The organism is Peribacillus sp. QJM3NY_7, assembly GCF_056173225.1.
This window is the reverse complement of sequence record NZ_CM149663.1, coordinates 842,170-858,930: the sequence shown is the minus strand read 5'-3', so window position 1 is coordinate 858,930 and position 16,761 is coordinate 842,170. Positions and strand designations below refer to the sequence as shown.

The 16,761-nt window shown below is 39.3% G+C and carries 15 protein-coding genes; 3 read left to right on the top strand and 12 right to left on the bottom strand.

All coding sequences use genetic code 11. The features are described 5' to 3' along the window. Nucleotides 1-50 precede the first annotated feature (50 nt). The 4 genes from AC0VX1_RS04125 to AC0VX1_RS04110 are packed head-to-tail and all read right to left on the bottom strand — an operon-like array spanning nt 51 to nt 4,199. Nucleotides 51-1,160: a GerAB/ArcD/ProY family transporter gene (locus AC0VX1_RS04125; RefSeq protein ID WP_475470005.1), complete on the bottom strand. Its 1,110-nt coding sequence runs from the start codon at nt 1,158-1,160 to the stop codon at nt 51-53. A 56-nt stretch (nt 1,161-1,216) separates the two neighbouring features. Further along, nucleotides 1,217-1,438 carry a hypothetical protein gene (locus AC0VX1_RS04120; RefSeq protein ID WP_475470002.1) on the bottom strand — a complete coding sequence of 74 codons (222 nt, stop codon included), beginning with the start codon at nt 1,436-1,438 and terminating at the stop codon, nt 1,217-1,219. Continuing rightward, the gene (locus tag AC0VX1_RS04115) at nt 1,435-2,622 is read right to left on the bottom strand and encodes a Ger(x)C family spore germination protein (protein WP_475470000.1); all 1,188 of its coding nucleotides are present in this window, start codon (nt 2,620-2,622) and stop codon (nt 1,435-1,437) included. The genes AC0VX1_RS04120 and AC0VX1_RS04115 overlap by 4 nt, the downstream gene beginning before the upstream one ends. Nucleotides 2,623-2,675: 53 nt before the next feature. After that, complete coding sequence (locus AC0VX1_RS04110; protein WP_475471698.1) at nt 2,676-4,199, bottom strand: spore germination protein; 1,524 nt, start codon at nt 4,197-4,199, stop codon at nt 2,676-2,678. A gap of 423 nt (nt 4,200-4,622) precedes the next feature. On the opposite strand from AC0VX1_RS04110, the gene AC0VX1_RS04105 reads away from it, so the two are divergent. Then, nucleotides 4,623-6,689 (top strand): Na+/H+ antiporter, encoded by a 2,067-nt coding sequence (locus tag AC0VX1_RS04105; RefSeq protein ID WP_475469998.1) that lies wholly within the window; start codon nt 4,623-4,625, stop codon nt 6,687-6,689. 96 nt (nt 6,690-6,785) lie between these two features. After that, a complete protein-coding gene (locus AC0VX1_RS04100; protein ID WP_475469996.1) occupies nt 6,786-7,205 on the top strand; it encodes a hypothetical protein in 420 nt (139 codons plus the stop codon). Here AC0VX1_RS04100 and AC0VX1_RS04095 read toward each other — a convergent pair. The 5 genes from AC0VX1_RS04095 to AC0VX1_RS04075 all read right to left on the bottom strand — a co-directional run bounded on the left by AC0VX1_RS04095 (nt 7,176) and on the right by AC0VX1_RS04075 (nt 11,861). Continuing rightward, nucleotides 7,176-7,505 carry a hypothetical protein gene (locus AC0VX1_RS04095; protein WP_475469994.1) on the bottom strand — a complete coding sequence of 110 codons (330 nt, stop codon included), beginning with the start codon at nt 7,503-7,505 and terminating at the stop codon, nt 7,176-7,178. The genes AC0VX1_RS04100 and AC0VX1_RS04095 overlap by 30 nt on opposite strands. A 193-nt stretch (nt 7,506-7,698) precedes the next feature. Then, on the bottom strand, nt 7,699-8,190 hold the full coding sequence (locus AC0VX1_RS04090) for a PaaI family thioesterase (RefSeq protein ID WP_475469993.1): 492 nt from the start codon (nt 8,188-8,190) through the stop codon (nt 7,699-7,701). 314 nt (nt 8,191-8,504) lie between these two features. Further along, entirely contained in the window at nt 8,505-10,295 is a 1,791-nt protein-coding gene (locus AC0VX1_RS04085; protein WP_475469991.1) for a glycosyltransferase family protein, read from the bottom strand. 37 nt (nt 10,296-10,332) lie between these two features. Next, nucleotides 10,333-10,656, bottom strand: coding sequence for a hypothetical protein (locus AC0VX1_RS04080; protein WP_134402175.1), 324 nt, complete (start codon nt 10,654-10,656; stop codon nt 10,333-10,335). A gap of 20 nt (nt 10,657-10,676) precedes the next feature. Beyond that, complete coding sequence (locus AC0VX1_RS04075; RefSeq protein ID WP_336058278.1) at nt 10,677-11,861, bottom strand: glycosyltransferase family 4 protein; 1,185 nt, start codon at nt 11,859-11,861, stop codon at nt 10,677-10,679. Between the two features lie 433 nt (nt 11,862-12,294). On the opposite strand from AC0VX1_RS04075, the gene AC0VX1_RS04070 reads away from it, so the two are divergent. Continuing rightward, nucleotides 12,295-13,131 carry an RMD1 family protein gene (locus tag AC0VX1_RS04070; protein WP_098185620.1) on the top strand — a complete coding sequence of 279 codons (837 nt, stop codon included), beginning with the start codon at nt 12,295-12,297 and terminating at the stop codon, nt 13,129-13,131. A gap of 166 nt (nt 13,132-13,297) precedes the next feature. Here the strand turns inward: AC0VX1_RS04070 and AC0VX1_RS04065 are convergent, their stop codons facing one another. The 3 genes from AC0VX1_RS04065 to AC0VX1_RS04055 all read right to left on the bottom strand — a co-directional run bounded on the left by AC0VX1_RS04065 (nt 13,298) and on the right by AC0VX1_RS04055 (nt 16,523). Then, nucleotides 13,298-13,780 carry a GNAT family N-acetyltransferase gene (locus tag AC0VX1_RS04065; protein WP_475469988.1) on the bottom strand — a complete coding sequence of 161 codons (483 nt, stop codon included), beginning with the start codon at nt 13,778-13,780 and terminating at the stop codon, nt 13,298-13,300. Nucleotides 13,781-15,072: 1,292 nt separating this feature from the next. After that, nucleotides 15,073-15,642, bottom strand: a complete 570-nt coding sequence (locus AC0VX1_RS04060; RefSeq protein ID WP_475469986.1) for a YdhK family protein — start codon at nt 15,640-15,642, stop codon at nt 15,073-15,075. A gap of 257 nt (nt 15,643-15,899) precedes the next feature. Further along, complete coding sequence (locus AC0VX1_RS04055) at nt 15,900-16,523, bottom strand: hypothetical protein (RefSeq protein WP_057275559.1); 624 nt, start codon at nt 16,521-16,523, stop codon at nt 15,900-15,902. Nucleotides 16,524-16,761: the final 238 nt, after the last annotated feature.

Sequence of the window (16,761 nt, the reverse complement as noted above, 5' to 3'; positions counted from 1 at the left end):
CTGATCGTTTTACTTTTTCATAAACTCTTCAATCGGCTTAAAAAAGAGTTTCAATCCATTCGGCTGGTTTCGGTTCCTTTACGATTTCTTTTCCTTACAACAGCAATCAACAACAATAACAGAGGAATAATCGTTTGCATCAACATTCCTTGTATCGGAAAGACGTTGATATCATTACGACTGACATCCACAGAGCTAGGCAGCGACCACAAACTGAATATGACAATCAAAATCCCTATCGGCCATACAACAGGCCGGTAGTCGGAGAGATTCAGCCACTGCGCTGTACCTAAAGCAGATACATAATAAAAAACGGAAATTTTCACAAACGCCCCCACTATCCATACCGCCATGGCGACGGATTCTACATGTTCAAAAAAGTCGGCAAAACTGATGTATCGAGATGCATTCATCAAGGGGTAAAGCTTTGTGGATGTTGTTGACCCAAGTACAAAAAGAACCGTAAGATTCACCACAATTAACGTCATCATCACGGCAAACACAGTCATCATACCGGACTTCATCCCTTTTTTCATATCTACCAAAAAAGGAAGAAGAAAAATCATCAGGAAAAACTCGCTGAACCAGCCACCCGGTACAATCGAACCCTTGATAGGGGGCATTATACCATCCGCCAATACCGGGAATATATTCTTGAATTCAAGATCAGGAATCAGTAAAATGATTAAGATAAAGATTGGAAAAATGAAAACAGGTACAAACAATTGGGCAGCCCTCCCCAACACTTCTATCCCCCCTCGTACGATGAACGCACATAGAAGCACCATCGATACCATGATCACACTAATCGGGGTACGTACCAGAAAAGAGCCCACAACAAATTCTGCGTAGCCTCTAACGATTAGCCCCGTGTTCTGGATATAAAAAAACAAGAGTAAAAAACCGAAAATTTTCCCCGGAATCCGACCAATGATCTTTTCAGTGAATTGGATCACCGTTTGTTTTGGATAAAGTTGGTGCAGTTTATAAGCGATATACACCGTCAGATATCCTATGAGCGCAGCAAAAATGGGGGACAGCCATAAATCAGTTTTGGCATATTTGGCTGTGATGCTGGGAACCCCGAGAATAGCCGTTGCCACAATCGCCGGATACAACATGAATGCCATCTGCAGAGATGAAATTTTCCCTTTCTCCATCTGCTTCCTCCTTTCTTAATAGAATGAAATTAATCCCGCAACACCCACTAATAGACTCACTTTTCCATAAACGCTCCAAATGGCCTGAAAAGAGTTTCCACCCATTGAGTTGGCCCTGACATCTGTGGGAGATTGAACATGGATAGAACCAAGCCAGTGAGGAGCAGTGTAAGAAATGCCACTTTATCTTTTTTAGGATTTTGTTTCATTTTCGGCCATTCATACAATATGATTAAAGCTACGATCACGGTTGTACAAATAAAAGCCCCCCATCTCACTTGTCCTTCACCTCATTTTCAGACAACCCCGCCGGTTTGTTTATATAGCCCTGTCTTCGAATATGGGCCGCAACATCGACTTCCACTTCCATTTCCGCGAATATCTCATCCCAGTGGTTATCTACCTTATTAAACTGTTTAGGATATTTCCGATAGAAATCTTTACCCAATCCTAAAATGTCCGATTTCTTATGCTGAATATGCAGAAAAGCCATCCTAATGCGATTTTCTATATCTGTTTGATATGCTCGTTCTGCTGCTTTTAGAGACTTAGGATTTGAAAGGTTTAAATTCGTTCCATTTTGTATAACAGCTCCATCCGTATTTATTTTCACCAACAATTTCCATTTACCATTGGTAATTTGCGGAATAATCTTGACTTTGGCTGACACTGGACTTAAAGATATCTTCCCTTTCACCCCTTTGGGTTGGAAGGTCACGGTGTATGATTCCACTTCATCCCTTAACCACAATAGCCCTCTAGTTTCCTTTTCAGTCATCGTTCCAGTCATTTTATCTTTTTTGAACACGGCCGTTCCGAAAATGTAAGGAATTCCCTGTAATTTCGTTTGCCCTTTCGCTGGCGGCAATATTTTAACGATTGGAATTGCGGCCGCCTGAGGCCTACCGGTTAACATTTCATCTAAATCCTGCAGTGTGACCAGCATCCCAATATGTAAATCAGATAGTTCTCTAAGTACTTCCCCTGAATAGTTTTCCAGGGGTGGCAAAGATTCAAGAATAGGCTTTGCTTCCCCTTTGCTGACATACACATTTGCTTTCTCTCTTGGCTGAGGATGGCGCAGCAAAAAATCCAGCTGCTCTTGGATTCCTTCCTTCGCTAACTTTTCACCGAATACAAAAACTTTACAATGTCCCCAAAATACTTTTCGCGGAAGCTTGCTTTGAAGCTTAGACAATGCATCTGAAATATTGGAGCCTTTTTCATTTCTCACCATTGTCGTAACCCCACCTCCCCCTTGACTGCTCCCTCCTTGACCGCCTCCACTGCTTATTGAACTTGGAATAAAGACTTGGACGGATAGTTCGATTTGATTATTACCCTTCTTATCGATGGCGGCTGCTGTGACAATCGCCAAATCAGTGATTTCTATTCGATCCCAACAACCGCTTAGAAAAGGGGTCGTTCCACAAATAACGAGCAAAAGAAGGACGTTTTTCATGAAATGACGCCTCTTCCCTTTCTCCAATATGCTTTTTCGCCTCCAGTTATTATTCACTCCGTTTCACTCCCCCTTTTTGGATTTGGACTCTGTTCCGGGGCTTGACGGTATACATTAGAATCCCCTGTGAGACGCGGGCGTGTATCCATCCTCCACCAAGGAGCTCTCCACAGCACATCTTTCAGCTCATTACCTTTTAACGGCGCCAGTGGCGCTAAGTATGGAACGCCAAAGGACCGTAAGCTGCATAAGTGAATGACTATGGCAATGATTCCCATCATGATGCCAAGCAGTCCTAAGGTACCGGCAAGCAGCATCATTGGGAAACGCAGCATCCGGAAAGCAATTCCGGCAATATAGCGAGGCATCATAAAAGAAGCGATTCCCGTAATTGCAACCACAATGACCATTGGGGCTGAAACCAATCCCGCTTGTACGGAAGCTTGACCAATAACTAGCGCTCCAACAATGCTGACAGCGGAACCTACCTGCTTCGGCAATCGAACCCCTGCCTCTCTTAGTGCTTCAAACGTAATTTCCATAGCCAATGCCTCTACAATTGCAGGAAAAGGGACCGATTCCCGGGATGCCGCTACGCTTAACAGGAGTGCGGTTGGGACCGCCTCATGATGGAATGTCAAAATAGCAACATAAAGTGATGGAAGCAAAAGGGATAATCCCATAAAAAAATATCGTAACCAACGGATAAAAGTGCCTGCCCAAAAACGTTGAGCATAATCCTCTTGTGATTGAATCAAAGAAAAGAAGGTTATTGGTGCAATTAATGTAAAAGGGGTTCCTTCAACAAGAATGACAGCTCGTCCCTCCAGCAAGCTGGCACAGGCTACATCCGGCCGTTCTGTCGACATGATCTGAGGGAAAGGTGAAAACGGATTGTCCTCAATCATTTCCTCGATGTACTCGCTTTCTAAAATTCCGTCTATTTTAATTCGTTCCAACCGAGTTGTAATCTCTTCAATCAGTGTTTTATCCGCAAGGCCATCAATATAAGCAATTGAAACATTCGTCCTGGTAAGAGTTCCAATCTTCATTGATTGTATTTTAAGGGCAGGACTTTTAATAATACGTCGCAATTGGGACGTATTTACTTCCAGAGATTCAATAAATCCCTCTCGTGACCCCCTAACTCCCCCCTCTGCCACAGGTTCTTCAATCGCCCGCTTTTCCCATTTGGACAATCCTAGAGAAAATCCACCGCTTCCCCCTTCATATAGAAGGATTGGGTTTCCAGAGGAAATCGATTCAATGCAATCCGCCAACATATTCACTTTTACCACTTTAGGAACGGGCATTTTATGTTCAATAAACTCATTTAATGGTTGTGGTTCTTTTGATGACTCCTGCATGAGTGGAGATAGCACATATTGCTCAATCGCCTCGATGTCTGAGAGTCCCGCAATGTAAATGAGCATCGCCCGCGTCTTTCCGAAAAGTAAGAACGAGCGGAACATGACATCCGAGCAATTATCATAAACAGAACGAAGTGTTTCTACATTTTGATTGAAATTCACATCAAGTGAATCTGAAGGCTTTGAATCCAGGTAATCATTTTGCATCAGGGATTTTTTTTCTTTCTTTTTTCTTAACAATTTGCCCACATTACGAATCAAGCTGAATCCCCCCATTTTTTTGCAGGTCGCTCTAACTCCATTTTTCTATGTTTCTTCATTAAGGGTATTTTATACAGAAAATCCTGTTTCCGGCATGAACTAATTTTCATGGAAAAGCCATGTCATAAGTTGATTTTGAATAAACCGTAAACTCTTGTGATATCCTGTTTGTAATTAATAACTAAGGGGTATATCAAAAACCGAGGCTATTGTCGAAAATACTGTCTCTGGCGAAGTATTGTTTTTTGAATAAGCTACACAGGACCATAAAGTAGGGGTTACTTTTTTAAAGAAAGGATATTGTTTTAAATACCTTTTTTATATTGCATGGGCAATCAGACTAAAACATTAGAAGATAAGGGAGATTCTATGTCATTCTTAATCACATTGCTCGGATTATTGGTGTCCACAATAATCGCTACAATATTAAATGCTATATGGCCTCGTATCCCACTTCCGATATATCAAATATCCATGGGAGCAGTGTTCTCATTATTACCATTTCAATTATCATTTGATTTTCATTCAGAATTATTTATGATCTGTGTCATTGCTCCGCTGCTTTTTACAGAAGGAAAAAATACGTCTCGTAAAGAAATGCTAGAATTGCGTAAGCCAATTCTGTTATTGGCCTTTGGGTTAGTATTTGTGACGGTTTTTGCAGGAGGCTTTTTCATCCACTGGTTAATACCTGATATGCCGATGGCTGTGGCTTTTGCTTTAGCCGCAACAATTACTCCAACGGATGCGGTAGCAGTACAATCGATTACAAAAGGATTGAAATTGCCTGGAAACATGATGCCCATCCTTGAGGGTGAATCACTTTTCAATGATGCTGCCGGAATCGTCGCTTTTAAAGTTGCCCTGGCAGCTGCCTTAACTGGAGTGTTTTCTATAAAAGATGCATCGCTTAATTTTATATTTGTAGCTTTAGGCGGCATCTTTATAGGGATCCTATTGGGCTATTTAATCGTTAAATTACGATTATTTTTACGGGTTCATGGACTTGAAGAAATCCCAATGTCTATTGTCATTGAACTAATTACGCCTTTTGCCATCTATATGGCAGCTGAAGAATTCCATGTTTCCGGAATCTTGGCAGTGGTTGCTGCAGGTGTCATTCATGGCATCGAGCGGGATCGCCTTCAGAGTTCCACGACTAAATTGCAAATTGTATCAACTAATACATGGTCTGTATTAGGTTATGTCTTGAATGGACTTGTATTTGCTTTGTTAGGATTTATGTTGCCGAGTGTTTATCAGGAAATTGAGTCCAACTTAAATAGGGGCATTCTTTTTGGGATAAGTGTCTTGATCGTTCTTTTATTATTGGTGATCCGTTTTATATGGGTATACATCCTGCATGATACTTTTACGAAAAACAGAGTGAATCCATTAGAGCAATTCATTATGTCCAGGGTTCATCCAGAAGATAGCAATGACACCGATGAGGAGAATTTTTCAAGATCCCGATTTGCATTTTTGACATCCGTTTGCGGCATTCATGGAACCATTACATTAGCTACAGCTTTATCCATACCATATTTCATGCGGGATGACACTTTATTCCCGATGCGTAATACAGTCTTGTTTATCGCAGCTTGCGTTATATTGTTAAGCGTCACCTTGGCTACGGTTCTCTTGCCATTACTGGTAAAGACACCGATTGAATTCAAAGATGAGCGTCTAACCTCTGAGGAGGCTTATAAAATTGTTTTAAATAAAACGATCCATCAACTGAGCAAAGAAGCAACCATCGAGAATCAGAAAGCGGTCCATCAAGTAATGGAAGATTTAAATGAACAACTGATAGATTTGGAACGGGGAATAACGAATCGACCGGATGATCGGACAATACGCGAATTAGTGGAGCTAGGAGCCAATAAGGAATTGGAAGTCGTTTCTGGATTAGTCGAAAAAGGGACTATATCTGAAACAGCCTTTGAACTATATAAAGTGTATCTTTCAAGAACCTCGAATTATATGCAAAAATCCTCCCTGAAAAGGGCTTGGATCAATTTGCAGGCTATTCTTTTCAAGAAAAAGATCAATGTCAAATGGGATAAGAAATGGGAAGCGAAATTAGAGGACTCCATCGTTAAAAATGCGGACCTGATCAGGGAGTTTCGTAAAGCACAAAAAGAAGCTTCAAAGGAAGCCATTTTATTGATCAAACAACAAACTGCACCTGAAAACCGCCATGAAGTCATGCTTGTCATCCAAAGATATAATCGTTATTTGAATCCGTTCGGAACATTAAGTGAAAAAGAAGCAAAACGCTTTGAAGAGATGGTAAGTCAATTTCAGTTGAATGCGATGCAAATCGAACGTGATATCATTGCGCAAATGGTTGAAGATGAGCAAATATCCATACAAACAGCAACTGAGATTAGACAAAACTTAATCTACGATGAAATGATAATGATACAAAATTGATAAAATATTAAGAGACTCCGATGCAACAGGAAGCGGTGTCTCTTTATTTACATTCCAAGGCAAGGATGAATACCTCAGGAAAAATAAAATGAATATATGACTGTAGATCGAGCAGGTATAAGGGCTTTCATCGAAATTCCAGAGGATTCATGGCATCTGTTCCCATTATTCTTTATGGCCCTCACAATGGAGTTAAATCACCGTTTTGCAGCTTTTACAATTGAACCTAAATCAGTTCATAAAAGTATCATGAAGCTGGCAGGTCAATACAACGAACTCTTCTTTGAATTCAAGATGCATCGTAATGACAATGAAAAAAAGCATGTTCGTTTCTGTGTTTCACGAGTATTCGCTCCAAACTCACGAGTAAAATCACCAAACTCACGAGTAAAATCACCAAATTCACGAGTAAAAGCGCCAAACTCACGAGTAAAAGCGCCAAACTCACGAGTATTCGCTCCAAATTCTCGAGTAATTACTCCAAACTCACCAGAAAAACACCAAACTCACGAGTAATTGTCCCAAACTCACCAGAAAAGCACCAGGAAGTTCCCTTTCCAGTTCATATAACCTTTCTTTCATTTCGAAAATCCCTGTTTCGTCCGCACCATTATCGAATCTTGCTCTGTGAACAAACAGATGATTTCTTCTGCCCGGAAAAACATGCTGCATTTCTCCTTTTCTGCCGACAAAATACGGTCTTTTCCTCTCCTTCAAGCATTCCATCAATTCCTGCACTTCCTCATTCCATTCATGATTGCGGATAAGCACCTCTATCGCCTTGATCTCCTCATCTATCTCTACGTTTATTTTCATCCATGCAACCTCCCTTTGCTTATAATGTAAGTATATTAATATCTTAATATTTGGCTTGTAATTTCCAGCTATATGCCCCTTTATTACGATAACATGCTTGAAATGGATACTCAGATACACTAAATAACCGTCCAAATAATTGGACGGCCCTTTGATAGTACATCTAATTCCGGATTCGATGCGTTTACATAAATTAAGATCCCTCTTTACTTGTAAAAGTACTTGGCATCACCACAGCGATTACCTCTCCACGGGCGCAAAGTTTATCGAGTGCAAATACCTCTGTTTCGATTCTCCATTTCTTAGGATGAATTTCATGAATCGTCCCAACAGCCATTAATGGCACATCATTTGGGGTTGGCTTTACGAACTCCACATTCAGTGACGCAGTCACGAACCTGGGTGGTTCCACTCCATCTCCAACTTCATGACCGTTTTTACGGTGCAAAGCCAATGCAGCGGAACCTGTTCCGTGACAATCAATTAAAGAGGCAATCAAGCCGCCATAAACAAATCCTGGAATTGCAATATGCTCTGGACGTGGTGTATAGATAGTCCTTGTTTGCTCGTCTTGCCAACCCGTTCGAAAATGATGACCATCTTTGTTCAAGCGACCGCATCCATAACACCATGCAAATGCATCTGGATAATCATCTTGAATCGCTTTTAGCACATTCTCCTCCATCATCTCTCCCCCTTTTTCAGAATATTATAACACCATTAATGAATAAGGGGTCTATTAGGATACATGCTGAAAGGGTAGTTTTTTTAAATTCCATGATTCTTTATTGAGCTTACTACCAAGTTTTAATTTTCATAGAATAATAACCTGATGCAGCTTTAATCGAAAACACACATAAAAAGTTTGCAAGAATCCCTGCTCCTTTTACTCGATATAATTGACAAAGGCCCCTGTAAGCCAGAAGCATTCAGGAGCTTTCCTTTGACTGATATAGAGTTAAGAAGTGTCTACCATTCTATTGCAGGCTTACCTTCTTATTAAAAGTTAAGCCTTTTTCTTAAATCCCAATACTTGAATGTCATTTTACCCATTTTCGACTTTGAAAGTGAATCATATTTACGTCCAAGTGCTTGATTTTGTTTTTCTAGCTTAGTAATTTGTTTAAGTTGAACTGTGTTCAGTTTTTTTAATTGCTTTACTTCTTTAGCTAATTCCTTATTTTTCCCTTTCATATCATATTTTTCTTTATCAACAACTGCGCGTTCTTTGATTGAAATCTCCACATCTTTTGGTTTTAGCTTTGGAATGCCAAAGGTTTCAAATCCTATCGTTTTTAGATAAGGGACGTTATTTTGAAAATTTCGTTCAAAGTTTCCATACCTTTTATGGATCTGGAGAAATGTATAACATCCAGCTTTTTCTGCTGAAATGATTTGACCATACCCAGACAGTTTAAACAGTTTTTCGACTCGTTTTATTTCTTCAGGTATGTTTTTGACAATATAAGTGAAAACTTCGTCAACATTAAACTCCGCAGGCAATATTTTCACTTTTTTTAATGATGTATGCCTAATCAGTTCATCAAAGTCATCTTCATCAATATAAAACATATTCGCACTTTCATTCACATAATCGGTAATGCGCTTGCTCCATAATGGTCCTTGCAGTTTTTTTATTGCTTCCGAAAATAAAAACTGCCTGCTAACTTGATACATTCGTTGGGCCGCAAACTCATATATATCCTTATTACATAATGCTAATTTGACAGCGTCACGGAAATCCTTCTCTGTAACAGCATATAACGGGTAATCTTCGCCAAAAAGCTTCATATGCATTTTGGTTGGATTCATTATTACAGCCTTCCTTAAAATCCCATACTCCAATAGCTTTGTAGACAGTTCCAGACTGCTGTCCATTTCCTCACTTCTCCAGGTTATCCCAATATCACTATTGACGATTAATTGTTGGGCATTCTCCCTTGTCAAAGCACCGTACCATGTAAGCCCATCCGTATTTTTAAGGAGGTATGCCGCCTCTTCCTTAAACTGAGAATCATCTTTAACCCATTTGAATTTATCCCCCGCCACATCAAGTGATAGATTCGGGATCTCACGTTTTAATTCTTTAAAAGCAGTAATAATGGGAATGGTCTTCCAATCCGGGTCGAATTTCCCTGTATATACAAGCTTGTTTTTTAACCAGGTCTGCCCTTCCGCTGATTCAACGTTTGGTATCATCGGGGTAAGCAGGGACACTTTGTTTTTTTCTTTATTCAAATTAAGAATTTCGATGACAAATTCGCACATCTCTTCTGTTTGACATAAGAAATACGCACACTGATCATATATATTTTTGATGCTCTCGAATTTCTCTTCATTAACATCCTGACCTATGTGAGTCAATCCTGTAGCATAAACTAATGTATTCTTTATGATCTGCTTATGCTTTGCGATTTTTTCAACAGTCTCAATGCTTCTGACAAATAGCCAATCATATTCCTTTTGACTCCAATAATGAGAAATAAGCATTTCAGCTATATCGAAATCAATGACACCTTTTTTTACCCATTCATCACCGGCGGCATTAAAAAAAGGATCTACAAAAGGATTGAGAATGGTTATATTATCAAATTTCTCAAGTGGCTGAATTAAGATATCACGTTTGACCGGACTAGCTAAAAGTAAGTCAACTTCGATGTTGGAATCTAACGCAATGGTCGATGCTAAGGAAGATAAAAATACTGCAGATCCATCCATTGAATTCATGTCAATAAAGCCAAATAGAAGTACCTTCATTTTTCTGTTTTCAACTAGTTCATGAGAATTCAAAGTTTTCACTCCAATGACTGAAATCTGATATGAATTTTTATTTCTTTATTTGTTCTTTAATAGATGATTTAAGCGCAAGATATTTTAATGTGAATTTCCCTGCATACGTAACGTTGAATTTATGTTCTAACAACTTAAGTCTTCGTATTTCTTTGTTAAGCTTAATATTTTCCATTTGGGCCATCTTACTTTTTTCTAATTCTTCTCGCAGCCTATTATTTTCTTTTGTAACTTTCTCAATGGTTTTTTGTTTTTCCATGCCGTTGCTCTCTATGAGCTCCAATGTCATGGACATCATGTCTTTCATTTGTAATTCGAGTTCCTCATACATCGTTTTCCAATATTCGTTTCGCTCGTCCATATTGAAAAAACTCCCCTCCATTAACCTTTGATGATCTCCAATTCTCTTTTTATAACAACATCTACAGCGCATTTTTCCCGAATCGACTGAGAAGCTTGTTTTGACACTCTTAAAAATACGTCCGAGTTGTAATATAAGCGCTCTATTGCATCGGCAATATCGGTAGGAGACTCAGGTTTTGTTAGAAGGCCAGAAACGTCATGTTTAACGAATTCCGGGATTGCCGTAATATCTGTTGAAATTGGCACTAGTCCGCTCGACATTGCCTCACACATGGAAACCCCTTGAGAATCCAAACGGGTCGGGCAAAGGAAAATTCCATACTTCTTATGTAATGCAGCGATTTTCTCCTGAGAAAGGAAACCTTTATGAATCGTTACATTCTCAAAATCCCGGATTGGCTCAACGGTTTGATCGAACAATTTTCCATCGCCATAAAATGCAAATTCCAACTTATCGAAGTATGGTCTCTTCGATAGTTCCAGCACTGCTTTCACCGATAGGTCATTGGCGTATTTTCGTGAAGCGTATGGCCTGATTGAAAGGACTTTTGTCCGCATTTCAGCTGGCTTTTCAATAAAGGTAAACAGATTGTCATCTATGACATTAGGAATGATTATTGAATTTTTCGATTCTGCTCTTGCATCACATTCCGCTATATGCTCTTTGAACCATTTGGATATATGAACAAAGGTTGTATCCAATTCAGTCGTTTGATAAAACCAATTCATAAAAGAAAGCTGTGATACATAATAATCGTCCGACATTTCAAGTATCTTCCTCAAGCTTTCAGGGCTTTCAAGAAAATTAAACCATCTTCTATGCCATGCCTCCGTTTCAAATCCATGTATCCAGGTGATAATCGGTAAATCCGTGTTCGTTTCTTTTATCGCTTGCACCATTTTTGGATTAACAAAATGAATGAGCGCTTTTTTATGTATTTTATGATTTAAGAAAATGCGCAAATGCTGTTCAGTTCCTCGATAAACAGGCACATCTTCATACGTATACTTTTCCGCTTTTTTATAGGCAGGATGCAAAACAAAGACATCCACCTTCAAACCCTCATCCAGATAAGCCTTGACTCTTCGGTGGATAAACCCATTCCGATATAACTGATCTTCGTGTGGATAAGCATTCGTAATGATCACATATCTATCTTTTTCACTAAATGTAAGCTCATATAGGTTTATAGATTCCTCCATTTTTGTTCACTCCTACTGTTCAGTCATCTTCAATCAGCCTGCTACTTATCTGTAAATGAAGGATTTTTAAAAGACCCTTTTCCAACCACTTTTAAAACCGTCAATCGATTATAACAAACATGTATTACTGAATATTGACATCAATGTGAGAATTCTGTAAATAAAAGTAAAGTTTTCATGAACTTTTATATGTTTTTGTAAAGTTTAAGTAAGTATAAACAAGCAAAATAAAGAAGGACGATCCAGTTACCGGAAGCGCCATCTTATATATTTCCCCAAAGGTTAGACTTGATTATTTTTATATCCATAATGGGGTTATTGGTTTAGTTACCAGTCAGTTGACTTTTTTCTACTTCCAGAATTATTCAAGCATGTTTTTGTAAGAATAGAATAAAATCGAAAAAAGACCAATTTGCTGAAGAGAGTGATATAGATGGAGGCAATTACCTTTAAAGCATGTGCAATCACTAATGAAATCGATTTGAACAAAATCGCCATTCATTGCGGCATCCCCAAAAAATTCACCTGGGAAGAGCCTTTAATTCTTAAAGGCGATATTCTACGTTCCATCCTTTATAAAAATGTGGACGAATCGCAGCAGGTGCTGGTTTTTTCCTTTGGCAGCATCGTTTTCATCAATTACTCACATGAGGATGAGATCAAGGCATTTTCCTCCTTTATCCATTCATTCGAGCCCGACATTGATCTCGTCAATGTAGATAGATATACGGATGATTACAGCCTTCACTTCAGTGAAACTGAAAACATCAATTTGACAGACGAATATGTAGTTGTTCCTAAATATGAATTTTTCTACCCTGAATTAATTTCCACCATTCTCGCAAAATCGGTGGCACTTGAAAAGACGGAGGAGCAACTAGGAAAAATCCACGACAAGCTTGAAGCCATGATTGACCGACTGGAAAAAGGCAAGCTCAGAATCGGTAACAAGGAACTAGCGAGGACTACGGCAAAAATCGTACGTCACGAGTACAATACCCTGGCATATATCATGATTCTGGATAAACCTGATATTACATGGACAAGCAGCATTGCCGGCGAATTTTATGATAGAATGCTTGAATTTTTCGAATTGAATGATCGGTACAAAATCCTGAAAAGTAAAACCGAAATTTTATATAACATCATGGATGGATTTTCTAACATCAGCCATTCAATCAGGGGACTATTCGTTGAATGGATCATTGTAATTCTCATTGTCTTTGAGATTCTTCTGACGATTTTAGAAATTATAGGATGGATTCCATGAATTCTTAATCATATCGTTTGGAATATTTCCAAAAAAAATAAGCATCGTTTTGATGCTTATTTTTACGTTTAACCACTTCATCATATTTAAGCTGACTGTATACTGTCGTTTAATTACATGCTTTTCCTATTGGGACAAAGCATTCCAGAAGTTAGCTAAATTCCCCTTAATCCAAAGCAAAGTGGAAAATGAATTCCTCCCCTTCTTCCCCGTTAAATCTGTATCCTTTGTCAATGAATCCAATTTTCTTATACAAATTTATCGCTGGGACATTCGAATGATGCACCGTTAGAATAATCTCATCTTTATCTGGATGACTTAGTTTGATCATATCAGGCAGCACTTTTAACGCCTTAAAAGCTAGCCCCTTTTTTTGATGGCGCAAATCCAAGGAGAATGATTTAAGAAGGATCGCATTCTCATTATTTGTATATTGATTTCCCGCTTTATCCGTATATAAGGCAAAACAACCAATCAAATCCTCATCTAAATAAATGACCATGGGGAGGTTATATTTATCCTTCCTGAAGTCTTCGATAACTTTTAAAGGTATAGAAGTATAGATTGCTTGTTCTATAGGTAAACAATAATTGCTCAGCGCCTCAAGGTCAGTTTCCATAAAAGGTCTAATAATTAATCCAGCCATCATACTTGCACCCCATTTTCATATTTCAGATAAAGCCATATTAACAGAAACTAATGTTTTACACTCCAAGTAAAGTAATTTTCAAGAAAATTCATTCACACAAAAAAGGAATGGTTTTGTTTACCATTCCTTCAGACTGTGGACAAACTCAATGAAAATCAAGTTTGCCTGCATTTTTATTTGAATGGTTCAGTTGATTTTAGAGATTCACTCCCTTTCCGCCGACTTTCTGCCAAGCCTCCTAGGCAGAAGCGCCTGTGGGGTCTCGGCTAGCCAGTTATTCGGCAGTCGCAATTTCTTCAATCCCATAAGGATTATAGAAAAAAACATAAGGATAATCTAATCTTGTTTTAATTTCATGGTTCGGGGTGGGACCAATTCGAACTCCCTTTTGTCAAAAAATTTATGGAACAGCCAGACTGTAGACGAATTGGAAAAGAGCCAGTTTCCCTACAATATTACTTTTATAAAATTCCAGTTGATTGGAACGGAAGGTACGAGACTCCTGCGGGAAAAGCGTGGCCAGGGAGACCACGCAGGCGAACGCCGAGTAGGCTCCCGGACCGCCCGCGGAAAGCGAGTGCCTGGAGTGGAAATTATTACACATACCCCGTTTCGGGAATCCGCTCCCTTTCCGCCGACTTTCTGCCAAGCCTCCTAGGCAGAAGCGCCTGTGGGGTCTCGGCTAGCCAGTTATTCGGCAGTCGCAATTTCTTCAATCCCATAAGGATTATAGAAAAAAACATAAGGATAATCTAATCTTGTTTTAATTTCATGGTTCGGGGTGGGACCAATTCGAACTCCCTTTTGTCAAAAAATTTATGGAACAGCCAGACTGTAGACGAATTGGAAAAGAGCCAGTTTCCCTACAATATTACTTTTATAAAATTCCAGTTGATTGGAACGGAAGGTACGAAACTCCTGCGGGAAAAGCGTGGCCAGGGAGACCACGCAGGCGAACGCCGAGTAGGCTCCCGGACCGCCCGCGGAAAGCGAGTGCCTGGAGTGGAAATCATTACACATACCCCCTTTCGGAAATCCGCTCCCTTTCCGCCGACTTTCTGCCAAGCCTCATAGGCAGAAGCGCCTGCGGGATCTCGGCTAGCCAGTTATTGGGCTGGAATGTCGCAAATCTCTTCAATCCAATGAGGCTTACAGTAAAAGAACATCAATGGTCATCTAGTCTTGTTTTACAAATCATAGTTCGGGATGAGACTATTCCGAATCCACTTTTGTCACAAACAGAAGGAGTTTCCAATCCTTTTTTCTCCTGTTTTTGAACTCATGATGTTAAATCATTTAGACGCAGATAATTCGCTTTCGGTTACCCATTTATGGTTCTTCACTTTTTCTCCTCCCGTAGTCGGTGTGAAATCGACCATATAAACAGTCGTTTTTTCGGCAGATTCAACTTCAGCGACTGCCCCTTTCATCCCTTCCATATGAGAAGCATTTACTGTGACCTCCGCTCCGGGTTCATACGTCACTTCACCTGCATCTTTGATTTCTTCGTGAATGATCCATTTATGATTTTCCACTTTTTCTCCTCCAGTTGCAGGGGTATACGAAATTGCATAAGCAGTCGTATCAAAGGCACCCACTATTGTTGCTTCCGCCCCTTTCATGCTTTCCATATGACCTGATTCGATAATCGCTTGACTTCCAACTTCATAGGTTGGATTTTCTGCCGGTTTTAATCCCTCCGGAACATCATCCGAGCTAGAATGGTTCATGTCCATTTCACTATGTTCCTTTACTTCTTTCTCTTCTTTGTTTTTATCATCGCTGTTGGAACATGCTCCAAGGACTAAAAACAGGGCTGCAAATAATGATGAGATGATAGGCAATTTTGTTCTTATTTTCATATTGAATAAAACCTCCTTTATGATTACATCCATCTTACCAATTAAATATGCAGAAAATATGGAGTACACTCGTGACTGAATGTAACCTGATGGCGATCATATTAAAGGTCTGGATAAAAGTGAACAGCATGCCATCGAGCGTGGTTTAACGAGGAAAAAGAATGGTTTAGTGATAGAGTGTATTTGAGGTATACAATCCTGCCGGATCGTGCTTGGAAATCAAGCAAGAAGGACTTGGTCAAAAGTCCTTCCTCTGTCTAGTCTTCCAAAGTTGATTGTTCGATTTTTTGCATGATATGTGAAAGGTTCAGGGAGGCATGTTTTTTATAATCCCTGCCTATGGATTTGAATAACCCTTTCGCTATACCTATTAACATGATTTTCGTATGTCCATCAGAAATAATGGACTTATTAGGGAAACTTGATTCAGCATGTGCACCGCCAATTTTATTAGCTGTTTCCTTAATAAAATCAATGACTTTAATTTCCTGGGTTTTTCCTTCGATGTCGATTTTATAGATGATTTGATTTCTCCAAAGCTTTAGCTCAATCCTTTGTTTAGTATAATCGAAGAGTTCTTCCGTAATATGATCATGATCATTGCTCATTTGATTGGAGTCTTTAATGGGATACAATTTCGGGTTAGGATTGATTTTCTTTATTAAGGATTGGTCAATTGTGACCTTTTCCCGCTTTATGCGCGTATTTTTCGTTTCACAAAGAATCAGCCTTAACTGCCCGGCAATTATATTGTTGAATTCTTGTAATCCAAAGAATTCAACAAGCATTACACTATATTCCAAAATGGTGATGGCTTCATCGAATTTTCGTTTAGCAGCTGCATTCGATCTAGTAAAAACCAATCGGTTCTTCTTCTCCATATCCTTCTCACCCCACTGAATTCGAATGTATTGAATAAATAGTAAAACATCCATAATGGATGTTTCAGACTGTAGACAAATTCGTAGTAAGACAGTTTGCCTACAGTTTTCAAGTGTTCTCAGAAATTCGCTACTTTTCCGCCATAAAGCATTCAGCGGGTTCTCTACCGGCCAACTATTCAGCAGGAGTGTCGCACATTAATATAGTAATAGTTTTCTAAGTCTTGCATATCCATGA